Annotated in this window: 10 protein-coding genes; 8 read left to right on the top strand and 2 right to left on the bottom strand. The window is 45.7% G+C overall.

Going from position 1 to position 18008, the window contains the following annotated elements:
- Positions 1-26 precede the first annotated feature (26 nt).
- The 4 genes from LU351_RS08885 to LU351_RS08870 all read left to right on the top strand — a co-directional run bounded on the left by LU351_RS08885 (position 27) and on the right by LU351_RS08870 (position 8246).
- Positions 27-5159, top strand: coding sequence for an OmpA family protein (locus tag LU351_RS08885; RefSeq protein ID WP_232593716.1), 5133 nt, complete (start codon positions 27-29; stop codon positions 5157-5159).
- Positions 5160-5462: 303 nt separating this feature from the next.
- Complete coding sequence (locus LU351_RS08880; protein ID WP_232593715.1) at positions 5463-6377, top strand: LysR family transcriptional regulator; 915 nt, start codon at positions 5463-5465, stop codon at positions 6375-6377.
- Between the two features lie 150 nt (positions 6378-6527).
- On the top strand, positions 6528-7250 hold the full coding sequence (locus LU351_RS08875) for a pirin family protein (RefSeq protein ID WP_232593714.1): 723 nt from the start codon (positions 6528-6530) through the stop codon (positions 7248-7250).
- 276 nt (positions 7251-7526) lie between these two features.
- A complete protein-coding gene (locus LU351_RS08870) occupies positions 7527-8246 on the top strand; it encodes a substrate-binding periplasmic protein (RefSeq protein WP_232593713.1) in 720 nt (239 codons plus the stop codon).
- Between the two features lie 26 nt (positions 8247-8272).
- Here LU351_RS08870 and tilS read toward each other — a convergent pair whose 3' ends face one another.
- A complete protein-coding gene (gene tilS, locus LU351_RS08865; protein ID WP_232593712.1) occupies positions 8273-9709 on the bottom strand; it encodes a tRNA lysidine(34) synthetase TilS in 1437 nt (478 codons plus the stop codon).
- Positions 9710-9827: 118 nt separating this feature from the next.
- On the opposite strand from tilS, the gene LU351_RS08860 reads away from it, so the two are divergent.
- Positions 9828-11942, top strand: a complete 2115-nt coding sequence (locus LU351_RS08860) for a S9 family peptidase (RefSeq protein WP_232593711.1) — start codon at positions 9828-9830, stop codon at positions 11940-11942.
- 33 nt (positions 11943-11975) lie between these two features.
- Entirely contained in the window at positions 11976-12482 is a 507-nt protein-coding gene (gene greB, locus LU351_RS08855; RefSeq protein WP_232593710.1) for a transcription elongation factor GreB, read from the top strand.
- 113 nt (positions 12483-12595) lie between these two features.
- On the opposite strand, the gene LU351_RS08850 is transcribed toward greB, so the two are convergent.
- A complete protein-coding gene (locus LU351_RS08850; protein ID WP_232593709.1) occupies positions 12596-14512 on the bottom strand; it encodes a methyl-accepting chemotaxis protein in 1917 nt (638 codons plus the stop codon).
- Between the two features lie 469 nt (positions 14513-14981).
- Here LU351_RS08850 and LU351_RS08845 point away from each other — a divergent pair, with 469 nt between their 5' ends.
- Both LU351_RS08845 and LU351_RS08840 read left to right on the top strand, forming a co-directional pair.
- On the top strand, positions 14982-17438 hold the full coding sequence (locus tag LU351_RS08845; RefSeq protein ID WP_232593708.1) for a M1 family metallopeptidase: 2457 nt from the start codon (positions 14982-14984) through the stop codon (positions 17436-17438).
- Entirely contained in the window at positions 17438-17956 is a 519-nt protein-coding gene (locus LU351_RS08840; RefSeq protein ID WP_232593707.1) for a DUF6702 family protein, read from the top strand. Before LU351_RS08845 ends, LU351_RS08840 begins: the two co-directional genes overlap by 1 nt.
- The last annotated feature ends 52 nt before the right edge of the window (positions 17957-18008 follow it).

The raw sequence follows: 18008 nt of genomic DNA, 5'->3' as shown, positions 1-18008 counted from the left end.
TTTTAAATACACATAAGGAGCATTTTTTGACCAACTTCATTAAGCAGTTTCTTTTTTACGGCTCTGCATCTTTTTTATTTGCCTCCTACAGCTGTGCAGAAGGCTCAGCTCAAATGGGACTTAATCAACCTCTTCAAGATTCTAATAACAGTTATGCCATAGATGACAACACGAGATCATTCTTTGTTGACATATTAACGGCTGGAGAGGTGATTAACTTTTCACTGTGTGGAGGGAGTAATACCGACGAACTATCCATTGAGGTATTTGACCCAGATGGTCTATCGGTTCTATCTACAACGCTGACTGAGAGTAACGTAGATTGTAATGACCCAATGAACGCGCCTCTGAGCAACCCACTTCGTCATACCACTTCAAAAAGCGGCACTTATCGAGTGTTATTGGAAAACACCTTTGGTAGCGTCTTCGATCGATATGACATAACCGTAACGCCTGATGCCCTGACAAATCCAGACCCAACCATTGCTGCAGGACGACTGTGGGCCTATTCATGGAGTTTTTCAACGAGTTCTTTTGCCGAATCGGACGCCACCGACGCCGATTTATACGCATTGGTACCCGGTGGGCGCCCAAATACCAACTACATTTGGGCGCTGGACTTAAATAACTTTTCTGGCTATGTCTATAACATTGTTGCCAATAGCATTGGGGTAAATGCCCCCAATTCGGGGTACTCAACACCGTCCAGTGGAAACAGCGCCACTTATAAATTCCCCATTTACCTCGGTGTACCTCAAGTTGCGGACCCTCAACCAAACCAATCACCTTCTGTTGGCTCTGCACGCTTTATTGATAACGAAAATCAAGACAGTGGTATCTCGCCTTCCACCACCACCGGTTCTCAAGATTCTGGTTTCTTTGAATTTACTTCCGATATTGAAGGAACCTATGCCATTAATATTGATATCAATGAAAATGGTGAGTTCGGCGACCCGGGTGATCTCCTTTTACTGGGGGAAACTACCCCAGGTTTAAATCAAGTCGCCTGGAATGGCACTGACGCACTGGGAAATATACTTCCTCTGGGCAGCTATAACGCGCAAATTAATGTTCGCATGGGCGAGTACCATTTTGTTGCAGATGACGTAGAAACCAGTGGTGGCCCTATTGAAGACGGATTAACCATTTTTCTCTCCGACCAAACCGGTAATTTATCCGACACATTAGTCTATTGGGACGATGTTACTGTATTAGGTGAAGCCGCAGGTGGCACCTCGACCCTACCCAATGGCGAAAGCTCAGGAACCCCTGCCGGGCGGCATACTTGGGGTAACTTTGCCAGAGATAGCCTTGGTGATCAGCGACTGATTGATACTTATGTTTATGGATTATCAACAAAAGCAACAGTGCTCACTCACATTACCTCCGACGACAGCTTGATAACCGGCACAGACGGTACGATTTCACTGGCCGCACCCAGAAGTATTCCGGGAGACACACTAAGCATGTCTGTGACTGATCCCGACTTAAATATCTCCGATACCATTACAGAATCTGTGGTCGTCACAGTCATCAACGATATTACCGGCGAAGTTGAGCAAGTGGAGTTAACCGAAACCGATATCAATACAGGGGTATTTACAGGGAGTTTGGCAACCATTTCTGGCACCTCTGCAGACACAAATAACAATGGCAGTCTCCATACCCAGATAGGCGACACACTTACCGTCACCTACACCGACCAAATGGATTCCATGGGGATTTCTGTCGATCGTACAGCTGCCCACATCGTTGAATACGAAACCGATACCGATGGCGATGGCGTGTTTGACACCGATGATGCGGATGATGACAACGATGGCCTAACCGATATTCAGGAAGGCACGCAGGATTCTGATGGCGACGGCATTCCCGACAAAGAAGACATCGATTCGGATAACGACGGCATTGTGGATAATGTAGAAGCGCAAAGCGAAAGCAATTATATCGCCCCTACAGGTCTCGATACCGATGGTGATGGGTTAGACGATGCCTACGATCCAGACAATGGAGGAAGCGAAATTCGTATTGCTGATACCGACGCTGACAACCTACCCGACTACCTCAGCCTTGATTCAGACGGCGATGGGGTGCCAGATTTAATTGAAGGGCACGATAACAACAGCGACGGCATCGCCGATGTCACACCCGCGCCTGCCAATGCCGATGGCGATGAAGATGGGCTCAACGATAACTTTGATACCGTCAACACCAAATCCATTGAAAACATTACAGGCAGCAACAGCCCCTTACAAAACACAGACGGAACAGATAACCGAGACTGGCGAGATAATAATGACGATAACGATACAATTTTAACCCGATTTGAAGATAGCAATGGTAATGGCAACTGGTCTGACGACGACAGCGACGGCGATAACCTACCCGACTATCTGGATTCGGCCGACACCGATAGTGATGGAATTATCGATGCCCAAGACCCCGCCGCCAACGACCCTTGCCAGCCGAGCAATACCGTTAACGCTTGTGACACCGATGGCGATGGCATCAGTGATGGCGACGAATTGGCCAATGGCACCCTACCCAATAACCCAGACAGCGATGGCGACGGCATACCCGATGGCGTGGAAACCTTTACCGACACCGATGGTGACGGTTTAGCGGATGCCATAGACCCTGATGCCGACAACGACGGTATCAGCGATATGGATGAAGCCGGACTAGACGTTAATTCACCGGTTGACACTGACGGGGATGGCACATTCGATTTCCTAGACCCCGATTCTGACAATGATGGCATTCCAGATTCCATTGAAGGGCTCATCGATAGTGATGAGGATGGCATAGCCAACTTCCGAGACTTAGACAGCGATAACGATGGCATCCCCGATACGGTCGAAGACACGATTGCGGTGGGAATGGATTCGGATTTAGATGGGCTGGATGACGGCTACGACGCCGGCCACACCGGCGGTACAGACGGCAATCAAGACGGTGTAGATGATAACCTGACGCCGCTGGACAGTGATGGTGACAATGCAGCGAACTACGTGGATATCGACAGCGATAATGACGGTATTCCCGATGACATCGAAGCGGATGTCGACCGTTTAGCCGACAACGACAGAGACCAAATTAACGACCTCTTCGATGTTGATATTACCCTAGGTGTCGATACCAACGGTGATGGTGTCGATGACGATGTTCTACCCACAGATACCGATGGGGATGGCATCTTCGATTACTTGGATTTGGATAGCGACAGTGACAGCTTGTTCGATTCTGTTGAATCTGCTGAAGCCGATCTGAATGCCGATGGCATCGTGGATGACCTTGCACGGGATGAAGGCGCCACAACCAACCCCTATGACACCGACATGGACGGTATCGGTGACTGGCGTGAAATCGATAGCGATAACGACGGTATCTTTGATATTGAGGCTACCGATTACAAACTGCTTGATGACAACAATGATGGAAAGATTGATGACCTGACCGATCTCAATGATGATGGTGTCGCCGACATTATCGGCACCACAGACATTGACCTTGACGGTATACCAAATGAACTGGAAGGCGAAGTGGATACCGACAGTGATGGCATCCCCGACTATTTGGATACCGACTCGGATAACGACGGTATTGAAGACCGAATCGAAGCCGGCTCAGACCCTTCAAATCCAATAGATACCGACGGTGATGGCCTCTTTGACTTCATCGATTTCGACAGTGATAACGATGGCATTCTCGATGAACTGGAAGGGCAAAACGATTATAACAATAATGGCATTCCCGATTACCTAGAAGCCGAAGGTGAAATCGAAACCGCACTGGAAGGCAATGGCGGCGGTGGCAGCAATAACCTTTTGATGCTGCTGGGACTATTCGTGGCGCTAATGTGGAAAAACGCACCCTGGAAAAGTCCAGTCTTGAGAAATAAGGTAGTTAGACACTCTCACATCCCTGCAATAGCCGTTATTGTTTTAGTTAATGTGGCTTCTGTTAATGACACTTATGCAGAAAACACGTGTGGGCAATACATCAATTCAGATGAAAAAAGCAATACACAAACCAAGGCGCGGTCTTCTGACCGCCACACCGATTACCAAGCTTGCTGGTACGGTGGTATTGGGTATGGCTATTCCTATATGTCACCAGATGAAGAAGTGAATAACTTCCTGCACGACAGCAGTGAAAATCATGACACAGGGTTGCAGCTCTATTTAGGAAAGCAATTAAATGAACACTGGTTTGCCGAACTAAAATATGCTGACCTAGGGGAAGCCGGAATCACAAATCGCAACCCAGCCATTGCCAACGCCTTTCCTAATACCAACATCAGTTACAAAGTAACGTCACTCATGGCGGGTTACCAATGGTATCCGGAGAAGTCATTACGCCCTTACGTCAAATTGGGTATTGCGAATATCGCCAATAAATCCAGTGGCGGACCAATCCCTTACGAAGAGCAAACATCGACTCAAGTAGGTTTTGCCACAGGGGTTGAATACCATTTTAGAGAAAGCCCGTGGTTTATTCGCAGTGACATCGACTTTTATGATCGAGACGCATGGTACGCAGGCTTTTCCGTGGGACGACTTTTTGGTTCAAAATCTAAATCGAAAACAACAACACCTGCTCCAATGGAAAGCACCGCACCAGTTTCTCTGGTAGATGATGACCTTGATGGTGTCAATAACACCGATGATCAATGCCCTAATACTCCGCAAGGTACCGCCGTTAATTCACAAGGTTGCGAATTAGTAAAAGATACCGACGGCGACGGTGTTATGGATGATCAAGACCACTGCGTAGAGACTCCCCCGTCCACTCCTGTAGATACTCAAGGTTGTGCCTTGCCTGAGGAAATCCACTTACCGGGTGTTGAGTTTGAAACCAATTCAGCGAAATTAAAACACGGCGCCGAATCCGCATTGGATGAGGCCGTGACTATTTTAATCAACAATGCTGATTTACAAATCGAGGTGGAAGGTCATACCGATAGCGATGGCCCATCAGCCCATAACCAAAACCTTTCTGAGCGTCGTGCCAAAACCGTTATGATGTATTTAATAAAGGGGGGAGTAAAATCTGAGCGACTTAGCTACAAAGGCTACGGCGAATCACAACCCATCGCCGATAACACAACCTCAGAAGGCGCAGCACGAAATCGCCGGGTAGTATTGAGAATTTTGTAAAATACTGATCCTTGGTAATATAGACATTCTTAAATATAGACCTTCTTAAACAAATACCCCGCCGTACACATGCGGCGGGAAATCTTTCTAATCATCAGAACCCTTCCTAGAATTCCCAACACCACACGTTTGTATTAACGCCTGATTTTCAAGTGGTCACTTTATTGCCATACACAATAGGTTGAGACAATCTGGCACACACCCCATTTTCTTTCATAAAATAGACTTACCCTTTGAAAGAATGAGTATTTCATTAACTTTAATGGGCAAACCAAACTAAGAATGACATAACTATTTTTCTCTATGCTAAAAACCACACTCGAACAATGGCGTATGTTTAAAGCCGTCGTGAACTACGGCGGCTTTAGTCAGGCGTCTCAAGCGATTCACAAAAGCCAATCCACCATCCATCATGCCGTCCAAAAATTGGAGGAATCTCTTGGTGTTACACTATTGGAAGTGGTTGGCCGCAAAGCGCAATTAACCGCTGCCGGTGAAATGATGCTGCGTCGAAGCAGTTACTTACTGGAAGAAGCCGAAAAAATTGAAGCCCTAGCGGGTACGATTGCACAAGGTGTTGAAACACACTTGCGTATTGCCATTGATGAAGCCTTCCCGCGAAAAGAATTATACCAAGCCATTGAAAGCGTTTCGGATCAGTACCCGTTATTGCGTATCGAATTGTTCGAGACCATTTTGTCTGGCGCCAATGAACTGGTTACTCACGGTAAAGTCGACTTAGGTATTTCTTCAATTATCGATCATGCGGGTTTTAGCGAAGAAATTTGCCAACTGGAATTTGTCGCTGTAGCCTGCCCCAATTTTCCGCTGACACAATTACCAACGCCATTAAGCTTTGAAGACATAAAATCCTACCGGCAGATTGTTGTAAGAGATTCTGCACAGTCTGCCAGTATCGATAGCGGTTGGCTTGGTGCCGAACAACGTTGGACGGTCAGCCACCTAAGCAGCTCCATTGATTTGGTTTGTAAAGGCTTCGGCTTTGCCTGGCAACCCTACGCCAGTATTGAGCAACACATTAAGGAAGGCCGCTTACAATTACTGAACTTGCAGCATGGAAGCAAACGATACCTGAAACAATACCTACATTTTATCGACGCCGATAAGCTTGGCCCTGCCGCGAACGCCTTTATCAAAGCGCTACGACACCAAACTCAGCATTTACCCACGTCGGAAAAAATCAACGCCATTCAATAATCTCATTTCTCTCACACGGTCTAATCATTCCATAGATTCGAATGATTGGATCGTTTTTATCCAATTTTTTCATTCACTCCACCATCGTACACTTCCCCCATTCGCAGTCTCCACAGATTTAATACACCCTAATTAGCCCCGGAGGTTACTATGGACTACATTCGATTCGCCGATGACCGTGGCAGTGCCCACTTTGGTTGGTTAGACAGCAAACACACCTTTTCTTTCGGAAGCTATTACGATAGCAAACACATGGGCATTGGTAGCTTGAGAGTGATTAACGACGATACCGTAGCCCCGGCTGCTGGGTTTGATACCCATGGCCATAAAAATATGGAAATTATTTCGTATGTTACCGAGGGCACGATTGAGCATAAAGACAGCATGGGCAATCACTTTGTTGTGCCTGCCGGTGAGGTACAGCGGATGAGCGCCGGTACGGGTATCACCCACTCGGAATATAATGCCTCAACAACAGAGTCTCTTAAATTCTTACAAATTTGGATACAACCCAAATTTCAAGGCATCAAACCCAGCTACGAACAAGCCGTGGTGGCACAAAAAGGCAAAGTGACCACACTCATCAGTCCAGAAGGGCATGATGGCAGCCTTACTATCAATCAAGACGCCATTATGCAACGGGTGGTATTAAAAAAAGGAGAAAGCGTCGAACTCTTTTTGGCAGAAAAACGCAGCAGCTACCTTCATATGGTGAAAGGACAAGTGATGGTAACCTCAAATCAACCAAACCAGCACGGTATCACATCCATCGAACTCAGCTCAGGTGACGGCATTGGCGGTGAACAATCGAGAACCCTGTCTTTAACTGCCATAAATGATATAGAAGCACTTTGGTTTGATTTAAAAAATTAAATTTTAATGGAAAAACAGCCCGCAAAAGCGGGTTTACCTGGCGGATAAAACATTCTAAATTAGAATATTCATAGTTTATTTATTTACAGCTATAGTCAAAATGAGGCATTCCGGTCAGAATTAAATACACCACCGCCCGTTAGAAAGTAATATAAACAAACTATGATAGTTATTACTAACTTCAAATCAACAATCCTAATTCGCTGCTTATTGAAATTTCCCTTTCTAATTATCAGCCTTTGTTTATCCTTAAAATTATGGGCAAATGAAGTCGTCGTGCTGGCAAATGGAGAGTGGCCACCTTATACATCCGAAAAACTGACTTACTATGGCATCTATTCTCATATTGTATCTGAAGCCTTTGCCATGGAAGGCATCGAGGTAAAGTATCAATTCACTCCATGGGCCAGAGGATACAATGATGTAAAAAGTGGGGTCATCGATGGGTCTATTACATGGGCAAAAACCCCCGAAAAAGAAACGGAAGTCATTTTTAGTGATCCTGTTTTCATACATCAAAAAGTTATTTTTCACTTAACATCATTAGACTTCAACTGGGAAACTATTGAAGATTTAAAAGGGTTGTCCATCGGCGCCACCCGAGAATACACCTATGGACATGAATTTGATTTCGCCACCAAACAAAAGATGCTTCATGTGGAATTCACCCAAACTGACTTACAAAGCATGAAAAAATTATTGGCAAGCCGCATTGATCTATTTCCCGCTGACATTAATGTTGGATACAACCTCTTACATACCCATTTCAACCGCCAAGCCATCAGCCTTGTTACTCATCACAACCGCTCAATTCAAGAAGTTTACACCCATGTTATTTTTTCAAAAAAAAATCCTGAAAGAAGCACAAGACTGGCCATAACATTTAATAACGGGCTAAGAAAGTTGAAAGCCAAAATGACGGGTGGAAAATCCTTCACATCGTTTCAATGCCAAACCTCAGAAAGGGATTGTATATTAAGAATGCATAACGATTAGATCGACATAATGGCTTATTCACAAATCTACTCACACTCCCAACGAAGCGCAAAAAATCGATTGCCATCATCAAACACAGCGCCATTAAACTCAAACCCATCACACACCCACAAATCCCCTACAGCAACGATTTTTTCGCCGCAATATAACAAAGGTACTCGATCCCTCAACCATGGTTCCAAAGATGCTTCTTGCAATAATTTTTTTAATGTCTGAGATTTATGTCGACCATAGGGTTTACAACGCTCTCCACCTTGTCGAAAAGCAAAGGTGAGGTGCACTAATTCTTGCGCATTCAGGCGAATTACCACAGTAGGAGACTGGCCGTTTTTTTCCTTTAATTGAGATTGACTCTCCTGCTTACTCAGAGCGGTTAGAGTAAAGGCCCCTCCACCTGGTAATGGAATGGGCGTTACTGAGCCTGTTATCATAATGGAGGTTTGGGATAAAAGTAGGTTATTTTTTCTATCTCTGAAAGCATCCCGAGGTAAAAAAAACAAACGCCCATGATAATAGCGAACCGTTACATTTCCCCAGATTACTTCAGCCTTATGATCGTCTCGGGTATTATCAATCATTTGCGCATTCAATTGCTGCAAATGAACTTGCTCGGGCGTGGTGTAATTTAATTGTTGAATACCAAACCGTAACACCGCATTTCGACGTATCACTGGCCATTGACGCAACTCAGTAAGATTAACACTCACCCCCAAACGTTCTTTTTTCGGCTTCAATACAGACCAATCTTGCTGCGTATAAAGATCATTCAATGCCATAGTATCGGCACACAAGCTTGAAGTAACCGACAATCGGCGCTCAACATCTGGCCACCGTTTAGCGAGTAAAGGAAAAATTTGATTGCGTAAATAATTGCGATCAAAGCGTTCATCACTGTTACTTTCGTCTTCAATCCATTGAAGGCCGTGAGCGTTGGCATAAGCTTCTAATGCACTACGTGGAAGTTCCAAAAAAGGTCGAAATAAAACACCGTTTCCTACACGTCGTGAGTGGGTAATTCCCATCAAGCCCGACGGCCCGGCACCGCGTAATAATCGATACAATATGGTTTCTTGTTGATCATTCAGGTGGTGTCCAAGCAATAATCCATGCTTACTTCGAACATGTTGAGAAAAAACAGAATACCGTGCACGTCTCGCTGCGTCTTCCACACTGCCATTGTCTTGAGAGACGGCCACTCGCTCATAGTAAAATGAAACGCCAAAATCACGAGCTTGTTGCTCACAATGGCTAAGCCATTGATCAGCGTTCGTTGATAATCCATGGTGAATATGCACTGCCGTAATTTTTTCAGACACGTTCTCAAAAGGAAAGCGTGTTCTCACACTCTCTTTTAACGCGTGCAATAAAACCGTGGAATCTAACCCTCCACTGTATCCTACCCACCAATGTTCAAGAGGGTTGTTTTTCAAACAATTATTAAGAGCGGCTAAAACGTTATTCATATCTTTCCGAGTTGTCGCACAGACTGACCATTTTCGAGAATCATCCGCCGGTGTACACTCACGACAAACAAATTCAAATAGCACATCCTAAAGGGTATCTCCTAAAATGGGAAAGCGAATGCACAGTGATACTGCCACATCGTCCAAACACGCCTCTCAATCTTCTTCTATTTCGCCTTATGGTAGCTGGCAATCTCCAATTACGAGCGAACACCTTGTTGCACAAAGCGTCCGACTTGCTGAGCCCCAAATAGATGGCGAATGGCTGTATTGGATAGAGTCTCGTCCAGAAGAGAAAGGACGAAATGCCATTGTTCGCACACCGTTAAATAAACACGCTAACAGGAGCGAAACCGACCAAGACATCACTACTGAAGAGGTTTTACCACGACCTTTGAACGCGCGCTCCAAAGCTCATGAGTACGGTGGCGGCAGCTACTGTGTTTATGACGACATTGTGTATTTTGTGCAAGCCGATGACCAACGCATTTATCGGCTCCCTCTAAACGGCAAGCAACTTGCAGTGCCTGAACCCATCACACCAGCCTCACCCGGCGAAGAAGGCAGTTGGCGTTTTGCCGACTTACGCATTGATGCCACTCGAGACCGATTAATTTGCATATTGGAAGATCATTCTGCCAGTCACCGTGAACACCATGCAGAACCTACGGCAAAATTAGTGGCGATTTCCCTGAGAACACCACAGGAAGCAGAGGGCAATACAGCCTTCACCGTTTTACACGAAGGCCACGATTTTTACGCCAGCCCAAACCTCAGCCAAGATGGGCAACAACTCACCTGGCTAACATGGAATCACCCAGACATGCCGTGGGACAATACCGATTGCTGGGTCGCCCAATTTGATGACAACGGCCACCTAAAAGCACCAACCCCCGTAGCAGGGCGTGCCGCCAATGGCAATTCGGAATCGGTCTTTCAGCCAAAGTGGGCAACCAGCGAGACTCGAAGCAACGAGCTGTATTTCGTCAGTGATCGCAATAATTGGTGGAATATTTATCGTTACGACACCGCCACCCACACCACCGAAAGCATCACCCATATCGAAGCAGAATTTGCCACCCCACAATGGGTATTTGGAATGTCGACGTGGAGTTTTCTCAATGAAGACACGCTCATTGCCACCTACACCCAACATGGCCTTTGGCATTTGGCGTTAATTCACCTCAACTCTGGTGAATTCCAATCGATTAAAACACCCTATACAGAAATAAATAGCATCGCATCAGATGCTCACAACAACGCGGCTTTTTTAGCCGGCAACGCCCAAACCCCAACCGCATTGATCCATTTGTTCAACGAAGCGCGCTCACCCTCAACAACGTTTACCACGACGGCAATCACCTCTGCAGAGTTAGCCTTTTCTACTGCGTTTCTTTCAGAACCTGAAGCCGTCACGTTCGGCCCACAAGGTCAACAAGCCCATGGCTTTTATTATGCCCCCTGTAATCCTGAATTCTCTGCCCCCTCAAAGGAAACGCCACCGTTAATGGTGTTGTGCCACGGCGGCCCAACAGGGGCAACCAGTACCGCCATGAACATCAAAATTCAATATTGGACTTCACGCGGCTTTGCCGTGTTGGATGTCAATTATCGCGGCAGTACGGGGTATGGCCGCACTTATCGAGACAACCTGAAAGGCGCCTGGGGCATTCATGATGTGGAAGATGTCTGTAACGGCGCACAATACCTCGTTGAAAAGGGTTTAGCAGACTCAAAACGCTTGGCCATTAAAGGCTCCAGCGCCGGAGGTTACACCGTATTGGCCGCGTTGACCTTTACCGATACTTTTCAAGTAGGTTGCAGCCTTTACGGTATTGGCGATTTAGAAACCCTGGCCACCGACACTCATAAATTCGAAGCGCGCTATCTGGATTCGCTCGTCGGCCCCTACCCAGAAACGAAAGATACCTACATTGCTCGCTCCCCGATTCATGCGGTAGAGCAATTATCCTGCCCGGTCATTTTATTCCAAGGGCTGGACGACAAAGTCGTGCCCCCTGCCCAAGCCGAGTCCATGGTTGAAGCCCTTGCCAATAAACAATTACCCGTGGCATACGTGCCATTTGAAGGCGAAGGTCATGGCTTTCGTCAAGCGCACAATATTATTCGTTCATTAGAAGCAGAATTGTATTTTTATGGGCAAATGTTCTCCTTCACACCTGCTGATACCATCGAGCCCGTCATCATTCAAAATTGGCCGATGGTACATTAATTTATGAGACGCTAATTTATGAGACGCTAATTTATGGGACGCTGGAGACCACCACAACCCAAAAGTTCTGCCTACATTACACCGGAAGGGGCGCGGCAACTGAAAGCGGAGCTGCATCAGCTTTGGAAAGTTGAACGCCCCCAGGTAACGGATGCAGTGCATGAAGCGGCGAAGAATGGCGACCGCTCCGAAAATGGCGATTACATTTACGGCAAAAAACGTTTGCGAGAAATTGACCGTCGCGTTCGCTATTTAAGCAAACGTCTTGAAGAGCTAACCATTGTAGATCGACTACCGAAAGAAAAAGATAAAATTTTCTTTGGAGCCACAATCACTCTGGAAAAAGAAGACGAATCGACCGTCACCTACCAAATTGTAGGGCCGGACGAATTCGACGTAAAATCTGGAAAAATCAGTATGGACTCCCCTTTAGCCAAGGCGCTTTTAGGGAAACGTTTAGATGACGAAATTTTTATTCAAAAACCCGAAGGGGATGAGACTTTTTGGATAGCCGACATACTATATACCCAGTATGACTAAATACCCACTATGACTAAATACCCACTATGACTAAATACCCACTATGATTAATTAAGACTCATTTAAGAGATTGGACGCTTTCGTGCCCAATCTCTTATTCATGTTTAAACCGCTTAATGTTTAAACCCTTGCACCAACTCATCCAGCTTTTCTGCCAACTCAACTAATGTACCGCTAGAATGAGAAAGTTGTTCAGTATTGTTCAACGTCTCTTCCGAAATCGCCTGTATTCGATGAACATTTTCGGCTACTTCTTTAATCACCGCCGCCTGCTCTTCTGTGGCTACCGCAACTTGATCGTTTAACGTTTTCAAGTTAGAAACCGCCGATTGAATGTGCTCAAGCTTTTCTTCACTTTCGGTCACGGAATTAACACTGTCGTCTGTACTCGCTGTGCTATTCATGACTTTTTGGACAGCTTGGGACGACTGACGGGTTAAATGGCTAATCAATTCCTCAATATCTTTTGTGGACGTCTTGGTTCGTTGTGCCAATTGTCGAACCTCATCGGCCACCACCGCAAAGCCACGTCCCTGATCTCCGGCACGAGCCGCCTCAATGGCCGCGTTTAGCGCCAATAAATTCGTTTGCTCAGAAATACCATTAATAACGCTAAGTATTTCGCTGATGGAATCAATATCGCCCGCCAATACGCCCATATCGTCTGCAACAGCCGTCACATCATTTTTCGCTTGGATAATTTTATTTCGGGTTTCCTCACCCAGCTCCACCCCTTGTTGCGCGCTATTGTCGGCCTTATCTGCCGTATCCGCCGCTTGGGAGGCACTGCCCGCGATTTCCTGTACCGTAGCCTCTACTTCGTGAATTGAGGCAGCCACATGAACGGTATGATCTAACTGTATTTGTCCTTGTTGCTTGGTAGAATCCACAAAGCCAGATACCGTGCTCGCTTGGCTCCTCAACTGCGCACTGGTCTCTCTTACAGAGACGATCGTGTGATCAATTTTTCCCACAAAGTCATTAAACCCTTGTGCCAGATCAATCAGCTCACGATGATTATTGATGGATAACCTCACAGATAAATCACCATCGCCTGCACCCAATTCTTTAAAGGTATTGGATATCTGCTGGATGGGTTTGGAAATAGTCGATGCAAGCCACCATGCCATGATGATGACAACGCCAATCACCATCAGCGCAAATAAAATTAACTGATTACGAGCATTATCCACCGCAACGTACACTTCATTACGAGGAATTTGGGCAATGAGCGTCCATTCCGTATCAGCAATACTTTGACGCGCAAGAATGAGTGGCTCACCATTGTGAACGATTTCAACGTGATGAAAGTCTTTCCCTTCTACCAGCTGATTCGCCTGTCCGTCATACAACATATTCAAATCGGCTTTTCCGATTAAGTCAGCATCTGGATGTAAAATCACCTCTCCGTTTTTGTCCACAATATAAGTGAAGCCTGACTCACGAATTTGTTTACCCAATAAACTGCTTCGCCACTGACTCGCTTCCTTACCAATGCTGGATAACCCACGGCCATTCACTTGCTGGTAGTTTACAAACAACATCGTTTGACCATCTTGGTTAGTGTACAACGACAAATTAAAGTCGTTACCGCTAGAACGAAACTTAAAAAACCAGTTGTCTAAATCGGGCTCCAATACCCTCAAGAAGCCATCGGTGTTCCAATAGCGGGCTGTTTTTCTATCCGTGAATCCGGCTTTATCCACATCAAAAAACGACACCATGTTGTTTAAACGGTTAACGAGTAATTGCTCGGTCTGGGTATCCTCTGGTCGATCAAACCACTCCAGCATTAAAGTATCGCTGGCAAGGAATACACAAGCATTTTTTACCACCACAATTTCTTTGCTAATCTCCCCCGCAATGTTCGCAAGGGTATCGGGCAATTCATTCTGCTCTAACTGCTCTTCCATCATTCGTCCGGTAGAACTCACAGACAGCAACGTCAAAACAACCGTCGTAATCGTTGCCGTGAACATGAAGGCAATGATTAACTTACGTGTGACCGACATAGACGCGATAAAATTCATGAAATGATCCTTACTCTACTCCCAACAAATTACCACTCATAAACTACCTGACTGGCCAAAGTCACCCTCAATACCACACATTTATTCATATAAATGACATCTGTTAATGACTATTTCGGCAAGAAATGTCATGGGTTTAACGCCAAATTTGCTATAAAAAATTTTTATCTATAACCAGAAAAGAATAAAGCGACTGTATGGCGCCTATATTTGCTCACCTCTGGCGCGATAATCAACATAACATTTTTAAGGAGTACTGTGTCACAAAACTCAAGAATCTTTCGCTTTTATAATTTCTTTGAGGAGTTTTAATCACTCTTCGTTATGGTTTGGTGATGATTTAGGTATGCAACTATTTCGCGGCTGGCATTGACCAGTATCCGAGGTCTTGTGACCCAATAAGCATGATGAAATCCCACAAATAATGAAAACCCACTATGAATTACTGTGGAATATAAAAGGTATTTGAATGAAAAAACTTGTAACCGCAGGCGTTTGGGCCTGTGCGCTGGGTTTGTTTACTTCTAGCGCCTGGTCAAGCGCAGTCAAGCAAACAAAGGGTGACTTTGAAGATAAGTTCCGCCAACTCGACGAAGTGCTACCGACCCCCAACGACTATCGCAATGCCGCTGGTGAGCCAGGTAAAGAATACTGGCAACAGCAGGTCGACTACATTATTGATGCGAAACTCGACGAAAAAAAGCGTCGCATTACGGCAAATGAACGCATCACCTATCACAACAACTCACCCTACACGCTGAAGTACTTATGGCTTCAACTTGAGCAAAACCGCTTTAAGCCAGATTCCATCTCTGAACTCACAATCGATTTCTCTGGTACAGGTGGGCGCGGTCCAAGCACCCGTGCCATGAACGATGATCAACCTGCTGGTATCAGTTTAGGAAAACTGCGTCGTAATCAGTTTTATGACGATAATGAGATTGGTTACACCATCACCAATGTGAAGGCGCAAGGCCAAGACTTACCCTTCACGATCAATAGCGCACAAATGCGTGTGGATTTGCTGAAGCCACTAAAGCCCGGCGAAACCTTTGAGTTCAGCTTAGACTTCGCCTTCAACATCCTAGAAGAGGACGCCGTTACAGACCGTGGGGGCTATGAGCACTTCCCAGATGATGCTCGCAAGGGCGGTAATGACATCTTCCTGTTGGCTCAATGGTTTCCTCGCCTAGCCAGTTACTCCGACTATGAAGCCTGGCACAACAAAGAGTTTTTGGGTCGTGGTGAATTCACACTGGAGTTTGGTAACTATGATGTAAAAATGACCGTTCCAGCGGATCATATTGTTGCCTCAACCGGTGTGCTTCAAAACGAAAACGACGTATTAACCGCCACTCAAAAGCAACGCTTAGAGAAGGCGAAAAACGCCAAGCGTCCTGTCTTTATCGTTACAGCAGATGAAGCGCTTGAAAATGAAAAAGAAGGCACGCGTGATACTAAGACGTGGCACTTTAAGGCAGAGAACGTTCGTGACTTTGCTTGGGCCTCTTCACGTAAATTCATGTGGGATGCCAAAGGGTATCACCAAGGGGGTGAAGAACAGCCTTTCGTCATGGCAATGTCTTACTACCCGAAAGAAGGCGGCGACCTTTGGAAGAAATACTCCACGGAAGCCATCATCCACACCATGGATGTCTACTCTCGCTACACCTTTGACTACCCCTATCCTGTTTCAATCAGTGTTAATGGTCCTGTCGGCGGCATGGAATACCCCATGATCACCTTCAACGGCCCTCGCACTACCTGGCATGAAGACGGCAGTCGTACCTACACCCAAGCTGAAAAACGCTTTTTAATTGGCGTAGTGATTCACGAAGTGGGTCACAACTACTTCCCCATGATCATCAACTCAGACGAGCGCCAATGGACATGGATGGATGAAGGCTTAAACAGTTTTATGGATGGCGTTGCCTGCCGTGAGTGGGACCCAACCATTCCTTGGGGTGTAGAGCCACGCGATGTAACGGCTTATATGAAGTCTGACGTACAAGTACCTGTGATGACCCAATCCGACAGCGTACTGAAGTTAGGCCCGAATGCGTACACCAAGCCTGCTGTGGCGTTGAACATTCTTCGTGAAGTCATTCTTGGTCGCGAATTGTTTGATTTTGCCTTTAAAGAATACGCCGTGCGCTGGAAAAACAAGCGCCCGACGCCTTCTGATTTCTTCCGCACCATGGAAGAAGCCTCTGGTGTTGACTTAGATTGGTTCTGGCGTGGCTGGTTCTATACCACAGACCACGTCGATATCTCGGTCGACAGTGTGTACACCTTGCGTTTAGACACCAAAAACCCAGATATCGACTTTAAACGTCGTCGACAAGAAGAGGCCGACAAGCCGACCTCGTTGTTTGTTGAGCGTAACAAAGAAGAGCGTAAGCGTACTTGGGTAGAACTGAACAAAGACGTCTCTGATTTTTACGACAAGAACGATCGCTTTACCGTCACCAATAAAGAGCGTAACAAGTACAAGCAATTCCTTGCTGACCTTGACCCCTGGGAACGTAAAGCCTTCGAACGTGCCGTTGACGAAGATAAAAATTACTACGTCATTAATTTCTCTAACTTAGGCGGCTTGGTCATGCCCATTCTGCTTGAGCTGGAATTTAAAAACGGTAAAAAAGAAGAGATGATGATCCCAGCGGAAATCTGGCGTCGCTCTCCGAAAAAAGTGAGCAAACTGATTGTCACTGACAAGAAACAAGAGCTTGTTTCCGTGGTTGTTGACCCACATTGGGAAACCGCCGATGTGAATAATGAAAACAACCATTACCCACCCCGCATCATTCCATCACGGATTGAGTCGTATAAAGATGAACCACGTAAAGGGCCTGTATATCGTGACATCATGCACGACATAAAAACAGAGCTGAAAGACCCTGAAGTGAAGGAAAAGCGTAAATAATGAAAAGGATCATTCACAGTATCTGCGTTGGCTTCTTGTTAATGAGTGCGATATTGGCACCCAATACCGTCTTAGCGCATCAACAAAAAGAAGCGTATACCACCATACTCGTGAATGAGCGAACGGGCAATCTTGAGATTGCCCACCGCTTTTCTATTCACGATGCAGAGCATGTCCTTAAGCAGCATTTCGGCATAAAAGCGGACATCATCAGTAGCAGTGATACACAAGAGCGCTTTGCCCAATATGTACGCCTTCACTTTGCCATTAAGGCGTCTGAAATTGACAACGAAATGGCGCTGTTAACCGTTGGACATGAAGTCGAAGGTAAATATTTTTGGGTCTACCAGGAAGTGAAGCTCCCACAAAAGCACGATGTTTTGTGGGTGAAAATGAACGCTTTTCAGGAAGTTTGGCCCAAACAAACCAATCATGTTAATTTTGAAAAAGGCAGAAATATCCGCTCTGCTCGATTCAAAAAAGACGATGAATGGCTTGCTTTAGAGCTGAAAAAATAATAAAGCTCTTTTTTACAATCTCTTTCCTTTGTAACATTTTCTTTTAAGAGAT

It is taken from the genome of Marinibactrum halimedae (assembly GCF_021234875.1).
GTDB lineage: Bacteria > Pseudomonadota > Gammaproteobacteria > Pseudomonadales > Cellvibrionaceae > Marinibactrum > Marinibactrum halimedae.
Note: the sequence above shows the minus strand (reverse complement) of the source record. Positions and strands in the feature narration are given on the sequence as shown.

Excerpts from the sequence above, each read along its gene's own strand:
- LU351_RS08840 (WP_232593707.1), top strand. The coding sequence starts at position 17,438 with ATGAAAAGGATCATTCACAGTATCTGCGTTGGCTTCTTGTTAATGAGT.
- LU351_RS08850 (WP_232593709.1), bottom strand. The coding sequence starts at position 14,512 with ATGAATTTTATCGCGTCTATGTCGGTCACACGTAAGTTAATCATTGCC.
- LU351_RS08875 (WP_232593714.1), top strand. The coding sequence starts at position 6,528 with ATGGACTACATTCGATTCGCCGATGACCGTGGCAGTGCCCACTTTGGT.
- tilS (WP_232593712.1), bottom strand. The coding sequence starts at position 9,709 with ATGAATAACGTTTTAGCCGCTCTTAATAATTGTTTGAAAAACAACCCT.
- LU351_RS08880 (WP_232593715.1), top strand. The coding sequence starts at position 5,463 with ATGCTAAAAACCACACTCGAACAATGGCGTATGTTTAAAGCCGTCGTG.
- LU351_RS08860 (WP_232593711.1), top strand. The coding sequence starts at position 9,828 with ATGCACAGTGATACTGCCACATCGTCCAAACACGCCTCTCAATCTTCT.
- LU351_RS08845 (WP_232593708.1), top strand. The coding sequence starts at position 14,982 with ATGAAAAAACTTGTAACCGCAGGCGTTTGGGCCTGTGCGCTGGGTTTG.
- greB (WP_232593710.1), top strand. The coding sequence starts at position 11,976 with ATGGGACGCTGGAGACCACCACAACCCAAAAGTTCTGCCTACATTACA.